The sequence below is a fragment of the Vreelandella sp. 21 genome (assembly GCF_050995515.1).
Classification (GTDB): Bacteria; Pseudomonadota; Gammaproteobacteria; order Pseudomonadales; family Halomonadaceae; genus Vreelandella; species Vreelandella alkaliphila.
On record NZ_CP194673.1, the window covers coordinates 1,560,640 to 1,574,632 of the forward strand.

Sequence of the window (13,993 nt, forward strand, 5' to 3'; positions counted from 1 at the left end):
AACGTCGAGGTTTTTTTACGCCTTGTAAATTTGCGACAGTTTACGCTTGCGATAGGCGGCGGGCGTTTCATAGGCGAGTGATTGAAAGGCATGAGTGAAGTGAGCTTGGTCATAGTAGCCGCATTGTAGGGCTATTTCCGCTAGGGGAAGCGCGGTTTCAAGTAGCCTATGACGGGCACGGTCTAGCCGGGCATAGGCGACTAATTGGCCTGGCGTAACGCCCACCTCGCGTTTTAATTTGCGTTCCTGGGTGCGCCTAGTCACCCCTAGTGTGGCGCCTAACTCTTGAGGGGGGAGCTGTAGTTTTCCAATCGCTTGAACAATCGTGGGGGTACGGCTATTGACCAGCGGCTGGCTCTTCAGTCGGTGTAACAACCATGTTTCTAACAGGCGTAAACCCTGTTGTGCATCCAGGTGGTAGAGGTGCTCTACCACGTGCATTAACCCTTGTAACCCCGGTGTTTCAAGTTCGTTATCTAAGCGCTGCGGTTTATCTGCGAATGCTTCGGGTAGCAAGCCTAACAGGCAGTGAACGCCTGCTGCTTTAAAGCGAATCCCCAGGCATGGAGTGTGGGCGTCGAGTGTTTCTATTAACGTGCGCCTGTTAAAACAGAGCGTGATGATGGGGTGAGAGCTATCAAGCTTGATACTGAGACTAGCGCCGGCATCGGGATAGAATTTTTCGGTTCTGGGTTCAGCAACATCCCCTGAGCCACCCATTGACCAAAGGCACTGTACCCACGGGGCTAATCGCTGATCAGGTAGGCGATGCCAAAAATTGAGATAATTAGCGTTGCTTGGCAAGATAAGATCGGTCATGGGGGCAACCAGCGATATGTTTTCCTAATGGTAGCTCGTATTGTCTCAATCCAGCAGCTTTTGAGAACTGGCCCGGCGCCATACGCTTGGTGGTACTTTCTCATGGCGAGCCCAGATACGCCTTAGTTGCCGTTCATCACCGAAACCGGATGCTTCGGCAACCCTTGCTAGCGTCCATGGCGTCTCGGTCATTAATGTTTTAGCGCGTTGCAGGCGCAACCCCATAATGTATTCACCCACCAGCATGCCGGTGAGGCTTTTGAACCGACGTCGAAAATGGCGCTCACTCATGGCTGCTTGAGTCGCTAATGTTTCAATACGCCAGGTTTGCGAGGGGGCGGCACATATTGCATCTTGAACGCGATGCAGCCGTTCATCCACATGATTGCGGCCCTCAAGCCAGGCTCCCAACTGGGGCTCCTGTCCACTGCGGCGGAGATATAGCACCATCTCTCGCGCCACCGCTAGCGCCAATGAATGGCCGCAAGCGCGGGTAAGCCAGTAGAGCATGGTATCTATACCGGTTGAAATCCCAGCGCTGGTTAAATAGCGGCCATCTTCAATAAAAATACAATCGCTTTGCACCTTGGCCTTTGGCGCTTTGGTCTGTAACTGCTCGATTAATGTGTGATGCGTGGTGCAGCGTCGCCCCTCCAGCAAGCCTGCGTCAGCTAGTAACAGCGTTCCAGAGCAAACTGTCATCAGTGTGTCCGCATAGCATGCGTTTGCCTTAAGCCAACTAACACACTCTTGCTGCGCCAATGGCTCAACGCTATTGCGATACTGTCCTGGAATTAGCAGTAGGTGTTGAGGGGGAAGCTGTTCCGGTAACGGGTCAATGCCGCTAAGCGTCAGCGGGCCTAACCATGGCATAGCGGTCTTTGGGCCGACATAGCAAACCTCAACATCTATTGAAAGCCGGTCGGCGCACTGCAAGACCTGAAGAGGCCCGACCAAGTCAAGCGGCACTTGGCCAGGCATCATCAATACCGCAATCCGCAAGGTGTTGGCTCTTTTGGGGAGCGGTTGACTGTTTTGTTGCTCTTCACTCACGCGTGTTTTGCCACTCATTGATCAAGTCTTGTGTGCTGATAATACGCGCAAAACGCTCTTCAAGTACTAGTTCGGTACGTGCCTTAATATCATCAGCTGACCATGTAATGCCGTTACGCGTCATAGGGAACGTTAGCGTTGCATCGCTGACAAAATCAACGCTAAAACCTAAATCTGACGCTATCCGGGTGGTTGTCTCACAGCATTGTTCTGTGCGAATACCGCTAATCGCAAGTTGCGTAATGTCGCGTTCGCGTAACCAATTTTCAAGCTCCGTATCGCTGAATGCATTATGAACACGCTTATGGAAGGTCACCGCCGCTTCATCGTCAAAACCATCAAGCGGGCGAATTAGGCCATTAGCGGGGTCAAAAGCGCCTTGGCTACCGGGTGCTTCATGAAAAATGCGCACAACAGGTATGTTATTTGCCTGCGCCGCGTCTAGCACCGCCCGTTGCTTGAGGCGCCATGCTTGTGCCAGAGATTCTACCCAATAATCGCGGGCGGGGAAGGAGGCTTGAACGTCAATTAATAGCAGAGCGGTTTTAGACTGGGTCATGGCTAATCTCATCGTGTTGAAGTGAGGCTACAGATTAGCTATTCCCATTTCAGCCAACGATACCTTGCGCGGTCTAAAAGCGGTCAATTTCGGCCAAGTATTGGCTGATGGCGGGAAGTGTCGGCAAGAAGCGAAAAGCCACCTTGCTGATATCGAAAGCTGTAAAATGATCACCCGGTGGTGCGCTATCAAAGGCTATAATAGCGTGATTATGGTGGAATACCGCTACCGTGACTTTTAACTATCAAGCTGGCTTCCATGGTTTTTATCGAAGATACCTAGATAAGTCGGCTTGTTGGTTGATTTTGTTGTTTGTTTTAATGAAAGGAAGGTGGTTGGTAATGATTAACACCAAAATATATAAAGCGGTTTATGAACTAGCTGAACGGCTAATGAAAGCTGCGGCTAAAGATGACAGAGAAGCGTTTGATCCGCTCTATGCCGAGTTGCAGGCGATTTGCACCGATAACGAAAACACCGATAAAGACCACCCAGAGCAGTGGGAAACCTTGGCCGACTTTACCGAAGAGTTAGAGGATGCGCTGCCGATTTACCAAAAGGCACTTGAGAAAGCCATTGCTAAGAACTCGAAAGACCATATGGCCTCTATCGGTTTCTCCATGGCAACGTTGCAAGTACAGTTAGGTCAAACGGATGACGCCATCGAAAGATTGCAACATGCGAAAGCCAGCGCCGAAGGCATTGAAGATGATGAGCTGAAAGCAGAAATCGATCAGCTGCTTGAAACGCTAACGACCAACTAGGAAGCCTATTTTGACGAATAATGATATTTTTCGCCGCATCCGCTACACCTTTGATTTAAAAGACAGCACCATCGTGGACATCTTCTCACTGGCTGACGTCAGTGTGAGTCAAGCGCAGGTCACTGCTTGGCTGAAAAAAGACGAAGATGACGCTTTTGTCACGATGAAAAATAGAGAGTTGGCGGCGTTTCTGAATGGCTTTATCAGCTTTAAACGTGGCAAGCGTGAAGGCCCGCAGCCTGCGCCTGAAGCACAACTAAACAATAATATGGTGTTCCAGAAGCTGCGCATTGCACTGAATTTAAAAGCAGACGATATCTTGGCAGTGTTTGAACTGGTGGGCTTACCGCTGAGCCACCATGAACTCAGCGCCTTTTTCCGTAAGCCAAGCCATAAAAATTACCGTGAGTGTAAAGATCAAATGCTGCGTAATTTCTTACTCGGTATTCAACGCCAGCTACGGCCTGGCTCGAACGACGCAGGTTCTGAGTCTTAAGTTCACACGCTTTATGTCACACGGTAACGGTAGGAGAGGTAGTGCAAGGCCTCTCTGCCTTATCGACGCTAACGCTTCACGCAGACGAAAATCGCATTGCCTGAAAGGTTATCCCAAGGGGTAATGGTCTGATAGTTGTGCTCAAATACATGCACCTCAAAATAAGGCGCCAGTAGGGCGGTTAATTCCGTAAAGCTGACCGCTACCATCGGATGCTCGTCGTTCCAGACTTGCGTGGCGCCTGCGCTGGTTTTTTCAATGCTCAGCCTAAGCGATTGCTTTTCGCCGTGCCCGCCGTAGTGCCAACCCGAGCGGAACGTGAAGACATTGTCATCTTGTCTGGCACTGTGTTTAACACATAAATCATTATTGATTTTGTTTTTATCTACCACGTTAAAATAGAAAACGCCGCCCTGTGTTAGTGCGCGATGGGCGCTGGAAATACACCCTTTTAGCTTTTCAATCCCATCGTTGTAGTGGATCGAGTACAAAAAGCAGGTGATCAAATCGAGGGGTTCGCTGGCTTCGAACGCACTCATATCTTGCCGTGAAAAAAGCGCTTCTGGGCAACGCTTGGCGGCGATATCCAGCATGGGTTGGTTAATATCAAGACCACTACTGAGATAACCAAAATCAATAAAATGGCGGACATGAGGGCCCGTGCCACAGGCTAAATCAAGGTGCACATGCCCGCCGTTGCCGAAAATCTGATGGAGTCGACGAATGGCGTTGCTTTGCTCTTGATAGTCGATATCGACGCACATCAAATCGTAGTAGCCAGATAGATCGGTATAGAGTGCGTTGGAGGACAGATTGGCGGACATAGTAGCCTAATGGTGGGCGCTAAAATATTGGGGTGGCGCATAGTAAACGAGCGGGCAAGGTTTTAGAAGCGAGGGGAATATTGTTGTTAAAGAAATTCGGTCATCGTCCGATAATCACTTAAGATTTAAAAGCCAACAAGCCGCCACAAGAGTCAGCCATGCCCAAATCACCTGCTTACCTTCTCGCTGCGATGCTGCTTAGCCTAGTCACCTATGCTCAGGCGTCTGCTAATACGGCAGAAGCAGCGGCGCTAGCGTGGTTAGAATCAATTGATAATGGTGAGGTTGAACAAGCTTGGGAGAGTTCATCGCCGCTACTAAAAACGCCGCTATCGCCTAGCATGCTTAGACGTATCATTGAGTTAGCACGCAATGAGTTTGGCGCGGTTGAATCACGTCGGAAAGTGCAAGTCTCTCACTATCGATCAATGCCGGGTGCACCAGATGGCGACTACATGGTTTTTATCTTCCATACTCGGTTTGAAAATAAAGCGAGAGGAATAGAAACCATAACACCTCATCTTGAAGATGGTGAGTGGCGAGTCAGTGGTTATTATGTGCAATAGCTCTGTGTAGTGCTTCTTTGTAACAGGTTTTTGTAAATGACTGATGCCGTAACCAATACGAATCAAGGTGGTGCTGCTATGCCTAGTATTGCTAATACGCCCGAGCCGCCTTACTACGCGGTTATTTTTACCTCACAACGCACCGAGATCGATAATGGCTATGACGCAATGGCGACAAGAATGGTTGAACTTGCAGCACAGCAGCCGGGATTCTTGGGGGTAGAGTCTGCCCGAAATGAGGTGGGAGTGACGGTGTCATACTGGGCTGATTTGGCCTCAATAAAAGCGTGGAAAGCCCACGCTGAGCATCAGGAAGCTCAGCGACTAGGCCATCAGCAGTGGTACCAGCACTTTAAGACGCGCATTGCCAAAGTCGAACGAGATTATGGTATTTAAAATATTAACGCAGCCTAGGCAGGCTTTTTGCTGATTAAGTTTAAGAGGCTAACCTTAGGGCAAAGCCAATAATGAGTGTTCCAAATACCCAGCGTTGCAGGGTTTGCCTTTTTTGATGGCTGGCAAACCAGCGTTGCATCCGCGCTCCCAAGCAGGCATATAGCGCATCGTACACAAGCCCCACGCCCACTAGCACAGCCCCCAATAGAGTAAATTGGAGCGCAACGTCACCCTGTTGGGTGTGAACGAACTGGGGTAATAACACCGAACAAAACAGCAGCGATTTTGGGTTCAGTAGGTTCGTTAAAAGACCCCGTCTCCAGGCTAGGTAATAGCTACCGGTGAGCGATGCTTGCGGGTGGTTAGTATCGGTGCTCCGTTTAGTACGAATCAGCTGTACGCCCACCCAAATCAAGTAGGCAGCACCGAGATAACGAACAGCATCAAAAAGCCACGGAGCGGCGACAAATAGGGCGGCCAGGCCCAAACCGGCTAACGCCACATGCAGCCCTCGGGCGATGGCTAACCCTAGCGCTGTGGCTAATCCATGCCCACGGCCCAGCGTACTGCTGGTATGTAGCACCAACAGCATATCTGGGCCTGGAATCAGGTAAACAATGGCTAATGCACTAATAAAAAGACCGATTTCCATGGCCGCTCCCTCAAAATTGCACGTAGTGACTTCATAAAGGGCATGGTACCGTTAAACTGATGAGTGATTTCTTGCCATTTGCGCTCATGGAACATCAGTTATTGGTATTTTGTGCCAACTAAGAGTGGAGAAATGCTTACTTATGCCAAGTGGTCAGTTAGATGCTACCGACCGGCGCATTCTTGCGTTGCTACAGGGGGATGCTCGCTTAACCAATGTGGAGCTCGCAGAGAAAGTAAATTTGTCGCCGTCTCCCTGTTTACGCCGGGTGCGACGCTTGGAAGCAAGCGGCATTATTCGTGGCTATCACGCGGAGCTTGATCGTCGAAGCGTCGGGCTGGAGTTAACGGTGTTTGTGGGCATTAAGGTAGAACGCCACCATGAAGAGCAAGCTAATGCCTTTCGAGAAGCCGTGGTTAAACTGCCGGAAGTGGTCACTGCGCATTTGGTGTCTGGTGAATCGGATTTTCTGCTACAGGTGGTAGTGCCTAGCTTGGCTGCGTACGAGGCGTTTTTAACGGGGACGTTGCTGCGCTTACCTGGAGTGAGCGATATTCGCAGCAACTTTGCTATTCAGCCGGTGAAAGAGTACGGCACATTACCGCTGGATAATAGCGATAAGGCCTAGTCTGGCAGTTGAGGAATGAAGAAGGCCTACGGTTTAGCGATTAATGCGATATTACTAACCCAGCCAGCGACTGTAATCCGACGACCACCACCAGTACCACCATACCTAGCGCGAGGCTGGTTTTAAGCGCGTGACGCTTCCACATAAGTTCTACGCGGTTGCCAAAGCGGTGTACCAGCCAAGCAAGGCCGAAATAGCGAAGCCCACGGGCTAGCAGGGCAGCCAGCACAAATAACATAATCGGATAGCCGGAAAGCCCGGCGGTAATCATTGCCACCTGAAACGGGATCGGCAGTATGCCAATAGCCAAAATCGCTGCAAAACCGTACTGCTCGAAGAATGTTTGGAACGACTGATAACTCTGCTCCATACCCATAAATTCGATAAACCATGTGCCTATGGATTGGTACAGCACCATGCCGACAGCATAGCCCACAATGGAAGCTATCAGGCAGCCAAGGGTCGTCGCGGTGGCCATTGCCCAAATGCGCTGCTGGTTAATCGCCATGAGTGGGATCAACACCAGCTCGATGGGAATTGGCAAAATAATGGTTTCTAAAAAAGATAGAGTGCCGAGTAGCCACAGCATGTTTTTCGAGCCATTGATGCGCTCAAACCACTGTTTAGTCCGTGTTGTTGAAAGCATCTTATGTCTCTACATTTCAGTATTAATGCGACGATAGACGGCCGCTAAAAGGCTGTAGAGACCAAACGCAAAGAGTCCAAGTGCGACAAAGGCAAGCAACCACTGACCGAAAGGTTGGCTTCGCAGCGTGCTGAACACTTCTCCCATACCACCTGCTTGATTAGGGTTAATTTGGTAGGCTGCGATGATAAAAAAGCTGCCCACGATCACGAAGACGAGACCGCGAATCACTAAGCCGAATCGACAGATGGGGTAGGCCCATTGTTGAGTTTGTGGTGGCATCGCAAAGTGTTTATCGAATTTTGCTTTGTAGCCTTTGATTGCATGGGCAATACCAACACCTATCAAAATTAAACCAACCCCGCCAACTAACCATCGCCCGAAAGGCTGCTGCATCAGCCAACCTGCTACGCCTTGCGAGCCGCCGCTGGAATCCCCAGAAGAGCCTGCAAATTGGAAGATGAGCGTTGCGGCAAAAAATGCCAGAAGAATATGCGTAATGGCACTCGCTAATAAACCTGCGCGAATAGTTAAGCCTTTAGCACCATTACCATGATGGTCGGTGTCTTTGACAGCTTGGATTGTGCGCCACATAGCGTAGCCGACCAAACCGACAGCAATAAGACCTAGCATGATTTTACCAAAGGGAGCAGTTAACACTCTTTCTAGAGCACCGCGGCTGCCTTCCGTTTGGCCGCCTTGTTCAAAGGCTGCCAGGGTGGCTAGGCCTCCCACTAATACATAAACGATGCCGCGAGAAGCGTAGCCCATTCGGGCGAAAAGGGTAATCACATCACGATGATCTGGGTTATTCATTCGATTGGCCATGGTGTCCTCCTGACATTTATGGCATTGCGAATTCCTATGCAATCTGGCTTATATAGAGCTTGTCTGGCGACCATACTGTGCGTGCGTTGTGCTATTGTCTAGCGTAGGCCAAGCTATCAGGCTATTCGCTATTTTTTGATGATGCGAGCAGAAGATGAGCCATAAGTCTCCAAGTGCTAAGTCTCCACATTCTGGGTCTCCACATTCTGGGTCTCCACATTCTGGGTCTCCGCGTGCTGGGTCGCCGCCTGTTTTTTGGCGCGACTCACGGCTGCCTTATGTCGAACTGCGTAAAATCAGTGATGCGAGGCAAGTGTGCTACGCCCCTCATAGCCATGTTCACTGGTCGGTAGGGGCTATTACGTCAGGCAGCAGTACGTTTTTCTATCGGGAATCGACTTACCCGATTAGCGCCGGTGACTTGGTTATGATGAACCCCGACTGGGTGCATGCCTGTAACCCCATCGAGAACGAACCTTGGGCATATTTGATGCTCTATGTGGATGCGCAATGGCTAGCGGATTTACGCTATCAAATAGGCACGCTTGGTTCCCCAACCTGGAGTGATATCGATACGGCAGTGGTCTCACAGCCAGCGCTGTATGCCCACTATTGTGAAATGGCGGCTTGTTTATTAGATAAGCAATGCACTCTCTCTATGAAGCACGCGTCGGTTACCGGGTTTCTTACCGCATTGATGCTGGCATTAGCGCACGAGACAACCGTCTCTAGGCCGCAGCCGCCGGATGGCTTGCAGGCTGCGGCTGCCTATTGTGACGTGAATGCGGCTTTTGATGTGTCATTGGAAACGCTATGTCAGTTAACCGGCTATAGCGCTGGTCATCTTATCCGTGCGTTTAAGCAGCACTATGGGCTTACCCCTCATGCTTATCTGATTAATCGCCGTGTTCAGCTTGGCCAGCGTGCGCTTAGGCAGGGGGAGTCGATCGTTAATGCGGCTTTATTAGCCGGCTTTAACGACCAACCCCACTTCCAGAGAACATTTAAGCGGTTAGTGGCGGCAACACCCAACCAGTATCGCTATCCGCTACTCAAACAGCAGGAAAATAGCGCTGGCAGCTAGGCCAGCAGCCAGCGTGCGGTTAATGGTAATCAGAACGAACGGACGGTGAATATAGCGTCTAAGAAAAGCGCCTGCATAAACCCAGCTGGCCAATGACAACCAACAAATGGGTAGGTAGAGAGCAGCGAACAGCCATAACTGGTAGGGGTCATTACTGCTGGTGTAAGCCCCAATGCCAGCGGCAGACGCCAGCCACGCCTTAGGGTTTAACCACTGCATCATCGCGCCGGTCATAAAGCCTGGTGGCTTATCTGTACTCTGGCCACGAACAGCGCCATCATGTTGGAAAAGCTGATAGCTTAAGTAAAGTAAAAAAAGTAGCCCCGCCCAGCGTAATATTTCCTCCAGTAGTGGCACTACGTTTAGCAGTGAGTAGAGCCCCGCGCCAATCGCTAGGAAAAGCACTAGAAACCCCAGGGTCGCCCCCGTGACAAAAATAAGCCCTTTGGCAATAGGGTAGTGGGTGCCGCTACTCAGGCAAACAAGGTTGACGGGACCTGGTGAAATAGACGCGGCAAGGGCAAATGCTGACATCGGTAACAGTAGTGAAACGCTCATTGTTGTCCTCCTAAACAGAATCAAGAGCTTGCAAGAGCGCGAGAAAAGAGTATTGAACAAAATTGAGATGCCGCGATATTGCGCAAGATTCGGGTAGGCCGGATGACACGGTCTGGTTAAGCTTGTCCTATGCTCAGAGAGCCCTGTGCTTTTCCTCGTTTAGCTCCGGTGAGAACGTCTTTATGAATGACTATGCCCGTATCGAAAAAGCGATGTCCTACATGGTGGCCAATGCCGCTAGCCAGCCAAGTTTGGAAACGGTGGCGGCTCAGGTGCATTTGAGTGCTTACCATTTCCAGCGGCTGTTTTGTCGTTATGCGGGTATCAGTCCTAAGCGTTTTTTACAGGCGCTGACCTTGGAGCGGGGCAAACAACTGATCGCATCGTCAGAAAGTCTTACCAACACCGTGCATGCGCTAGGACTAAGCGGTGGCTCGCGGCTTTATGATCACTTTGTGCAGCTAGAAGCGGTCACGCCGGGTGAATTTAAGCGCCAAGGGGAGGGGGTTGAGATTGCCTATGGCGTGCACCCTACACCTTTCGGCGAGATATTGGTGGCGATGACGCCGAGAGGAATTTGTCGGATGGCCTTTGTGGCATCTACCAGCCAGGAAGCGTTGCTGGCAGAACTCGTAAAACAGTGGCCACGCAGTACGCTATGCCATCGCCCTGATGCCACCCGTTATGCGGTAGAGGCACTGTTTACAACATCTGCAGAAACGACCACAAAAGCGACACCTGCCACGCTATCGCTCCACGTGAGCGGTACTAATTTCCAGATTGCTGTATGGCGCGCGCTGCTCACTATTCCTGAAGGGCAGTTGGCGAGCTACTCGCAAATTGCCCAGGCACTTGGCATGCCGAAATCATCTCGAGCCGTCGGAAATGCGGTGGGTGCTAACCCTATTGCACTGTTGATTCCTTGCCATCGAGTGATTCAGCAAAGTGGTGCGCTAGGCGGCTATCGCTGGGGGATTGAAACCAAGCAACAGCTCCAGGCCTGGGAAGCGGCGCAGCATTCTCCTCAGCTTGAGCCGCATTAGCCCTGACTTAGTGTCCAAATACCGACCAGCCGGTCTCTTGAACAAACATTTCCAAGGCGCGTGTACCCAGTAGGCTATTGCCGTATTTATCCAACCCCGGTGACCATACGGCAAGCGAACCACGCCCAGGTGCAATAGCCAAAATTCCACCGCCAACGCCGCTTTTACCGGGCAGACCAACGCGGAACGCAAACTCACCCGACGCATCGTAGTGGCCGCACATCATCATCAATGAATTAATCCGTCGCGCTCGTTGGGGCGATACCACGCGTAAATCACTTGGCTGATTGACACCGTCCGATGCCAAAAACAGCCCGGCGTGAGCAAGTTGTTCACAGCTCATGGCAATTGCGCACTGGTGAAAGTAGGTGCCGAGTACTTTATCGACATCATGGCGTAGGCGACCAAAGGCTTTCATAAAATGAGCCAGAGAAGCGTTGCGGTCTTTGTGCTGCATTTCGGAAGCCGCTACCTGATGGTCAAAACAGATACTGTTATCGTCGGCGATATAGCGCACAAAGCTAAGAATTTCCGCCAGTGTCTCTTTAGGCTCGTGACCCATCATGATGGCATCAACAACCGCAATCGCCCCGGCATTTATAAACGGATTACGTGGTTTACCGCTTTCATGCTCAAGCTGCACGATAGAGTTGAATGGGTCGCCAGAAGGCTCACGCCCGACCCGCGACCACAATCCATCCCCCCATTTGCCCAACGCAATGGTTAGCGTAAAAACTTTGGAAATGCTCTGGATTGAGAACGGCGTAGTGGCGCAGCCTGCAGAAAAGCGTTGGCCGTCTACCGTAGCTAAGCTGATAGCGAATTGGCTGGGGTCCACATGGGCAAGCTGGGGAATATAGTCAGCGACATTTCCGCGCTCGGTTTCAAGGGCAAGCTCGGCGGCAATTTTATTGAGTAACTCTTGCATGTAATACGAATTCGTTTGGCAGCATGAGGCGCTACCCTAGCGGAAACGAGCAGGCTTGTCTGCTGGCGGTTGATACCGAAATGCCATGGCCTATGCACGTTGTTGAGAGGTCTTGTCCGTTGCTAACTAGCTGTTCGGCGGCTACAGTTCGGCTACTTTCAGCAAGAGCCGACGGGCATGACCACATTAATGATTCAGGGCACCACCTCGGATGCGGGCAAAAGCACGGTGGTTGCTGGGCTTTGTCGCGTGTTAAAGCGCCGTGGTATCTCAGTCGCGCCATTTAAACCGCAAAACATGGCACTCAATAGTGCGGTCACTAGCGACGGCGGTGAAATTGGCCGCTCCACTGCGTTACAAGCGCAGGCGGCGGGTGTGGTTCCCCATAGTGATATGAATCCGGTGCTATTAAAGCCGGAGACGGATCGCGGAGCCCAAGTGATTTTACGCGGTAAAGTGCATGGCCACATGGATGCACTGGATTACCACGCGTTTAAGCGCACGGCGAAAGAGAGCGTCATGGCGGCATGGCAGGCCCTGGAAAGCCGCTTTGATGTGATCATTGCCGAAGGCGCGGGCAGTCCGGCGGAAATCAATCTGCGTAAAGGCGATATCGCAAATATGGGCTTTGCCGAAGCTGCCGACTGTCCGGTTTTGTTAGTAGGCGATATTGACCGCGGCGGTGTGTTTGCTCAGCTAGTAGGAACGCTGGCGCTATTAAGCGACAGCGAGCAGGCACGCACGAAAGGATTTATTATTAACCGTTTTCGGGGCGATATTGGCCTTTTAGAACCGGGGCTTGAGTGGTTAGAAGCGCGTACTGGCAAGCCAGTTCTGGGCACCTTGCCTTACTTACAGGGCCTACTGCTGGATGCTGAAGATAGCATTGGCCGGGTTCACGCTGAAAAAGCCAATCACACCCTGAAGGTGATTGTTCCCGCGCTGCCGCGTATCAGCAATCATACAGATTTTGATCCGCTGCGCTTACATCCCCAGGTATCGCTTACCTTTGTAGGGCCAGACCAACCGATTCCACCTGCTGATGTAATGATACTGCCGGGGAGCAAAAGCACCGTCAGTGATTTAGCCTGGCTAACACGCCAGGGCTGGAGAGACGCGATTGCTCGCCATTTGCGCTACGGTGGCAAGGTGCTGGGGATTTGCGGTGGTTTTCAAATGCTGGGTGAGTGGATAGATGACCCGCACGGCTTGGAAGGCGCGCCCGGGAAGGTAGCAGGTTTGGGGTTGTTGCAGGTATCCACGAGAATGGTCGCGGGCAAGCAGCTGCGCAATGTCAGCGGCGTTATGGTCGGGCAAGAAGCGGCTGTAACGGGCTACGAAATCCACAATGGTGTGAGCAACGGGGCTGCACTCAATCGGCCGCTTTTTGATTTAGGTAGCCACGTGGATGGCGCTATCAGTATCGATGGCCAAGTGATGGGCACTTACTTGCATGGGTTGTTTGACCACCCTGAAGCCTGCCAAGCGTTGCTTACTACGTTAGGGCTAGCAAGTGCGGCACCCGTCGATTATCGCGCCCACCGCGAGCAAGCGCTTGATCGACTGGCTGATACGCTGGAAGCGCACTTGGATATTGATGCGGTGTTGGCGATGGTAGGGGCGCATTAAGCGCCCAGAATGCTGAGTGTTTATTCTTGCGGTGGGCGCTTTGCCATCAAAGTAATCTCGACGGTGCTGCCCCCGCAAATATTTGGTGACTCGGTGCAGGTGCGTGCTGGGTAGCGGCCCGGTTCAAAAAACTCCGCGTAGATACTGTCTAATGCATTGATCTGCCTTAAGTCTGCGAGATGAATGTCGACTCTAACAATATCCGCCAAGCTGCCTCCCTCTTGTTTTAACATGCGTTCAAGTTCGCGCATGACGAGGCGTGTTTCTTCTTTGACATCTCCACGAGTGGCTTTGCCGTTAGAAAGATCCATAACCGTCAGCCCTGAAATAAACACATAATGATCATCGATAACCATGTGACTACCAGGGAAACTCGGTTTGGGTAACGTGGGATCGTCGATATACTGTGGCATTGGCTCTCCTTAGCGACAAATAAGCGAGTCGCGCTTAGTGCGACTCTGCTACTAGAGTGTAGTTCCTTTGGGAGCAGAGGGTGGTGCTATCGATAGCTTTGCTCTAG

General features: G+C 51.3%; 19 protein-coding genes. 9 read left to right on the top strand and 10 right to left on the bottom strand.

Annotation, left to right across the window (positions count from 1 at the left end):
* Positions 1-15: 15 nt before the first annotated feature.
* Genes ACN06F_RS07250 through ACN06F_RS07260 form a run of 3 tightly spaced genes read right to left on the bottom strand, consistent with a single transcriptional unit; the run spans position 16 to position 2,431 of the window.
* Positions 16-819, bottom strand: a complete 804-nt coding sequence (locus tag ACN06F_RS07250) for a helix-turn-helix domain-containing protein (protein ID WP_433924943.1) — start codon at positions 817-819, stop codon at positions 16-18.
* 45 nt (positions 820-864) lie between these two features.
* On the bottom strand, positions 865-1,890 hold the full coding sequence (locus ACN06F_RS07255) for a GlxA family transcriptional regulator (protein WP_433924944.1): 1,026 nt from the start codon (positions 1,888-1,890) through the stop codon (positions 865-867).
* A complete protein-coding gene (locus ACN06F_RS07260; RefSeq protein WP_433924945.1) occupies positions 1,865-2,431 on the bottom strand; it encodes an isochorismatase family protein in 567 nt (188 codons plus the stop codon). Before ACN06F_RS07260 ends, ACN06F_RS07255 begins: the two co-directional genes overlap by 26 nt.
* Before the next feature lie 64 nt (positions 2,432-2,495).
* Here ACN06F_RS07260 and ACN06F_RS07265 point away from each other — a divergent pair, with 64 nt between their 5' ends.
* The 3 genes from ACN06F_RS07265 (at position 2,496) to ACN06F_RS07275 (ending at position 3,691) form a co-directional block, all read left to right on the top strand.
* Positions 2,496-2,672 (top strand): hypothetical protein, encoded by a 177-nt coding sequence (locus ACN06F_RS07265; RefSeq protein WP_433924946.1) that lies wholly within the window; start codon positions 2,496-2,498, stop codon positions 2,670-2,672.
* A 100-nt stretch (positions 2,673-2,772) separates the two neighbouring features.
* Positions 2,773-3,195 carry a tetratricopeptide repeat protein gene (locus tag ACN06F_RS07270; RefSeq protein ID WP_433924947.1) on the top strand — a complete coding sequence of 141 codons (423 nt, stop codon included), beginning with the start codon at positions 2,773-2,775 and terminating at the stop codon, positions 3,193-3,195.
* A gap of 10 nt (positions 3,196-3,205) precedes the next feature.
* Complete coding sequence (locus tag ACN06F_RS07275; protein WP_083003283.1) at positions 3,206-3,691, top strand: DUF1456 family protein; 486 nt, start codon at positions 3,206-3,208, stop codon at positions 3,689-3,691.
* A gap of 68 nt (positions 3,692-3,759) precedes the next feature.
* Here the strand turns inward: ACN06F_RS07275 and ACN06F_RS07280 are convergent, their stop codons facing one another.
* Complete coding sequence (locus ACN06F_RS07280; RefSeq protein ID WP_433925109.1) at positions 3,760-4,503, bottom strand: class I SAM-dependent DNA methyltransferase; 744 nt, start codon at positions 4,501-4,503, stop codon at positions 3,760-3,762.
* Positions 4,504-4,673: 170 nt separating this feature from the next.
* Between ACN06F_RS07280 and ACN06F_RS07285 the strand changes: the two genes are divergently transcribed.
* Positions 4,674-5,081, top strand: a complete 408-nt coding sequence (locus tag ACN06F_RS07285) for a DUF4019 domain-containing protein (protein WP_433924948.1) — start codon at positions 4,674-4,676, stop codon at positions 5,079-5,081.
* A 78-nt stretch (positions 5,082-5,159) separates the two neighbouring features.
* Positions 5,160-5,477 carry an antibiotic biosynthesis monooxygenase family protein gene (locus ACN06F_RS07290; RefSeq protein WP_009723578.1) on the top strand — a complete coding sequence of 106 codons (318 nt, stop codon included), beginning with the start codon at positions 5,160-5,162 and terminating at the stop codon, positions 5,475-5,477.
* 40 nt (positions 5,478-5,517) lie between these two features.
* On the opposite strand, the gene ACN06F_RS07295 is transcribed toward ACN06F_RS07290, so the two are convergent.
* Positions 5,518-6,129: a LysE family translocator gene (locus tag ACN06F_RS07295; RefSeq protein ID WP_009723577.1), complete on the bottom strand. Its 612-nt coding sequence runs from the start codon at positions 6,127-6,129 to the stop codon at positions 5,518-5,520.
* Positions 6,130-6,271: 142 nt separating this feature from the next.
* Here ACN06F_RS07295 and ACN06F_RS07300 point away from each other — a divergent pair, with 142 nt between their 5' ends.
* Complete coding sequence (locus tag ACN06F_RS07300) at positions 6,272-6,757, top strand: Lrp/AsnC family transcriptional regulator (RefSeq protein WP_038483538.1); 486 nt, start codon at positions 6,272-6,274, stop codon at positions 6,755-6,757.
* A gap of 40 nt (positions 6,758-6,797) precedes the next feature.
* On the opposite strand, the gene ACN06F_RS07305 is transcribed toward ACN06F_RS07300, so the two are convergent.
* The gene (locus ACN06F_RS07305) at positions 6,798-7,403 is read right to left on the bottom strand and encodes a YqaA family protein (protein WP_120387088.1); all 606 of its coding nucleotides are present in this window, start codon (positions 7,401-7,403) and stop codon (positions 6,798-6,800) included.
* A gap of 9 nt (positions 7,404-7,412) precedes the next feature.
* Positions 7,413-8,231, bottom strand: a complete 819-nt coding sequence (locus ACN06F_RS07310) for a DUF1206 domain-containing protein (RefSeq protein ID WP_433924949.1) — start codon at positions 8,229-8,231, stop codon at positions 7,413-7,415.
* Between the two features lie 154 nt (positions 8,232-8,385).
* Here ACN06F_RS07310 and ACN06F_RS07315 point away from each other — a divergent pair, with 154 nt between their 5' ends.
* Positions 8,386-9,315: a helix-turn-helix domain-containing protein gene (locus ACN06F_RS07315; RefSeq protein WP_433924950.1), complete on the top strand. Its 930-nt coding sequence runs from the start codon at positions 8,386-8,388 to the stop codon at positions 9,313-9,315.
* On the opposite strand, the gene ACN06F_RS07320 is transcribed toward ACN06F_RS07315, so the two are convergent.
* On the bottom strand, positions 9,280-9,873 hold the full coding sequence (locus ACN06F_RS07320) for a LysE family translocator (RefSeq protein ID WP_433924951.1): 594 nt from the start codon (positions 9,871-9,873) through the stop codon (positions 9,280-9,282). The genes ACN06F_RS07315 and ACN06F_RS07320 overlap by 36 nt on opposite strands.
* Positions 9,874-10,055: 182 nt before the next feature.
* On the opposite strand from ACN06F_RS07320, the gene ACN06F_RS07325 reads away from it, so the two are divergent.
* Positions 10,056-10,916: a bifunctional transcriptional activator/DNA repair enzyme AdaA gene (locus ACN06F_RS07325; RefSeq protein WP_095604207.1), complete on the top strand. Its 861-nt coding sequence runs from the start codon at positions 10,056-10,058 to the stop codon at positions 10,914-10,916.
* 7 nt (positions 10,917-10,923) lie between these two features.
* On the opposite strand, the gene ACN06F_RS07330 is transcribed toward ACN06F_RS07325, so the two are convergent.
* Complete coding sequence (locus ACN06F_RS07330) at positions 10,924-11,844, bottom strand: glutaminase (RefSeq protein WP_038483546.1); 921 nt, start codon at positions 11,842-11,844, stop codon at positions 10,924-10,926.
* Between the two features lie 177 nt (positions 11,845-12,021).
* Between ACN06F_RS07330 and ACN06F_RS07335 the strand changes: the two genes are divergently transcribed.
* Complete coding sequence (locus tag ACN06F_RS07335) at positions 12,022-13,473, top strand: cobyric acid synthase (RefSeq protein WP_433924952.1); 1,452 nt, start codon at positions 12,022-12,024, stop codon at positions 13,471-13,473.
* 20 nt (positions 13,474-13,493) lie between these two features.
* On the opposite strand, the gene ACN06F_RS07340 is transcribed toward ACN06F_RS07335, so the two are convergent.
* Positions 13,494-13,886, bottom strand: a complete 393-nt coding sequence (locus tag ACN06F_RS07340; RefSeq protein WP_038483550.1) for a RidA family protein — start codon at positions 13,884-13,886, stop codon at positions 13,494-13,496.
* Positions 13,887-13,993 lie beyond the last annotated feature (107 nt).

Bases quoted from the DNA above. Each gene is read 5' to 3' on its own strand.
- ACN06F_RS07315 (WP_433924950.1), top strand. From the start codon at position 8,386: ATGAGCCATAAGTCTCCAAGTGCTAAGTCTCCACATTCTGGGTCTCCA.
- ACN06F_RS07295 (WP_009723577.1), bottom strand. From the start codon at position 6,129: ATGGAAATCGGTCTTTTTATTAGTGCATTAGCCATTGTTTACCTGATT.
- ACN06F_RS07290 (WP_009723578.1), top strand. From the start codon at position 5,160: ATGCCTAGTATTGCTAATACGCCCGAGCCGCCTTACTACGCGGTTATT.
- ACN06F_RS07335 (WP_433924952.1), top strand. From the start codon at position 12,022: ATGACCACATTAATGATTCAGGGCACCACCTCGGATGCGGGCAAAAGC.
- ACN06F_RS07250 (WP_433924943.1), bottom strand. From the start codon at position 819: ATGACCGATCTTATCTTGCCAAGCAACGCTAATTATCTCAATTTTTGG.
- ACN06F_RS07330 (WP_038483546.1), bottom strand. From the start codon at position 11,844: ATGCAAGAGTTACTCAATAAAATTGCCGCCGAGCTTGCCCTTGAAACC.
- ACN06F_RS07300 (WP_038483538.1), top strand. From the start codon at position 6,272: ATGCCAAGTGGTCAGTTAGATGCTACCGACCGGCGCATTCTTGCGTTG.
- ACN06F_RS07270 (WP_433924947.1), top strand. From the start codon at position 2,773: ATGATTAACACCAAAATATATAAAGCGGTTTATGAACTAGCTGAACGG.
- ACN06F_RS07305 (WP_120387088.1), bottom strand. From the start codon at position 7,403: ATGCTTTCAACAACACGGACTAAACAGTGGTTTGAGCGCATCAATGGC.
- ACN06F_RS07325 (WP_095604207.1), top strand. From the start codon at position 10,056: ATGAATGACTATGCCCGTATCGAAAAAGCGATGTCCTACATGGTGGCC.
- ACN06F_RS07320 (WP_433924951.1), bottom strand. From the start codon at position 9,873: ATGAGCGTTTCACTACTGTTACCGATGTCAGCATTTGCCCTTGCCGCG.
- ACN06F_RS07285 (WP_433924948.1), top strand. From the start codon at position 4,674: ATGCCCAAATCACCTGCTTACCTTCTCGCTGCGATGCTGCTTAGCCTA.
- ACN06F_RS07260 (WP_433924945.1), bottom strand. From the start codon at position 2,431: ATGACCCAGTCTAAAACCGCTCTGCTATTAATTGACGTTCAAGCCTCC.
- ACN06F_RS07310 (WP_433924949.1), bottom strand. From the start codon at position 8,231: ATGGCCAATCGAATGAATAACCCAGATCATCGTGATGTGATTACCCTT.
- ACN06F_RS07255 (WP_433924944.1), bottom strand. From the start codon at position 1,890: ATGAGTGGCAAAACACGCGTGAGTGAAGAGCAACAAAACAGTCAACCG.
- ACN06F_RS07340 (WP_038483550.1), bottom strand. From the start codon at position 13,886: ATGCCACAGTATATCGACGATCCCACGTTACCCAAACCGAGTTTCCCT.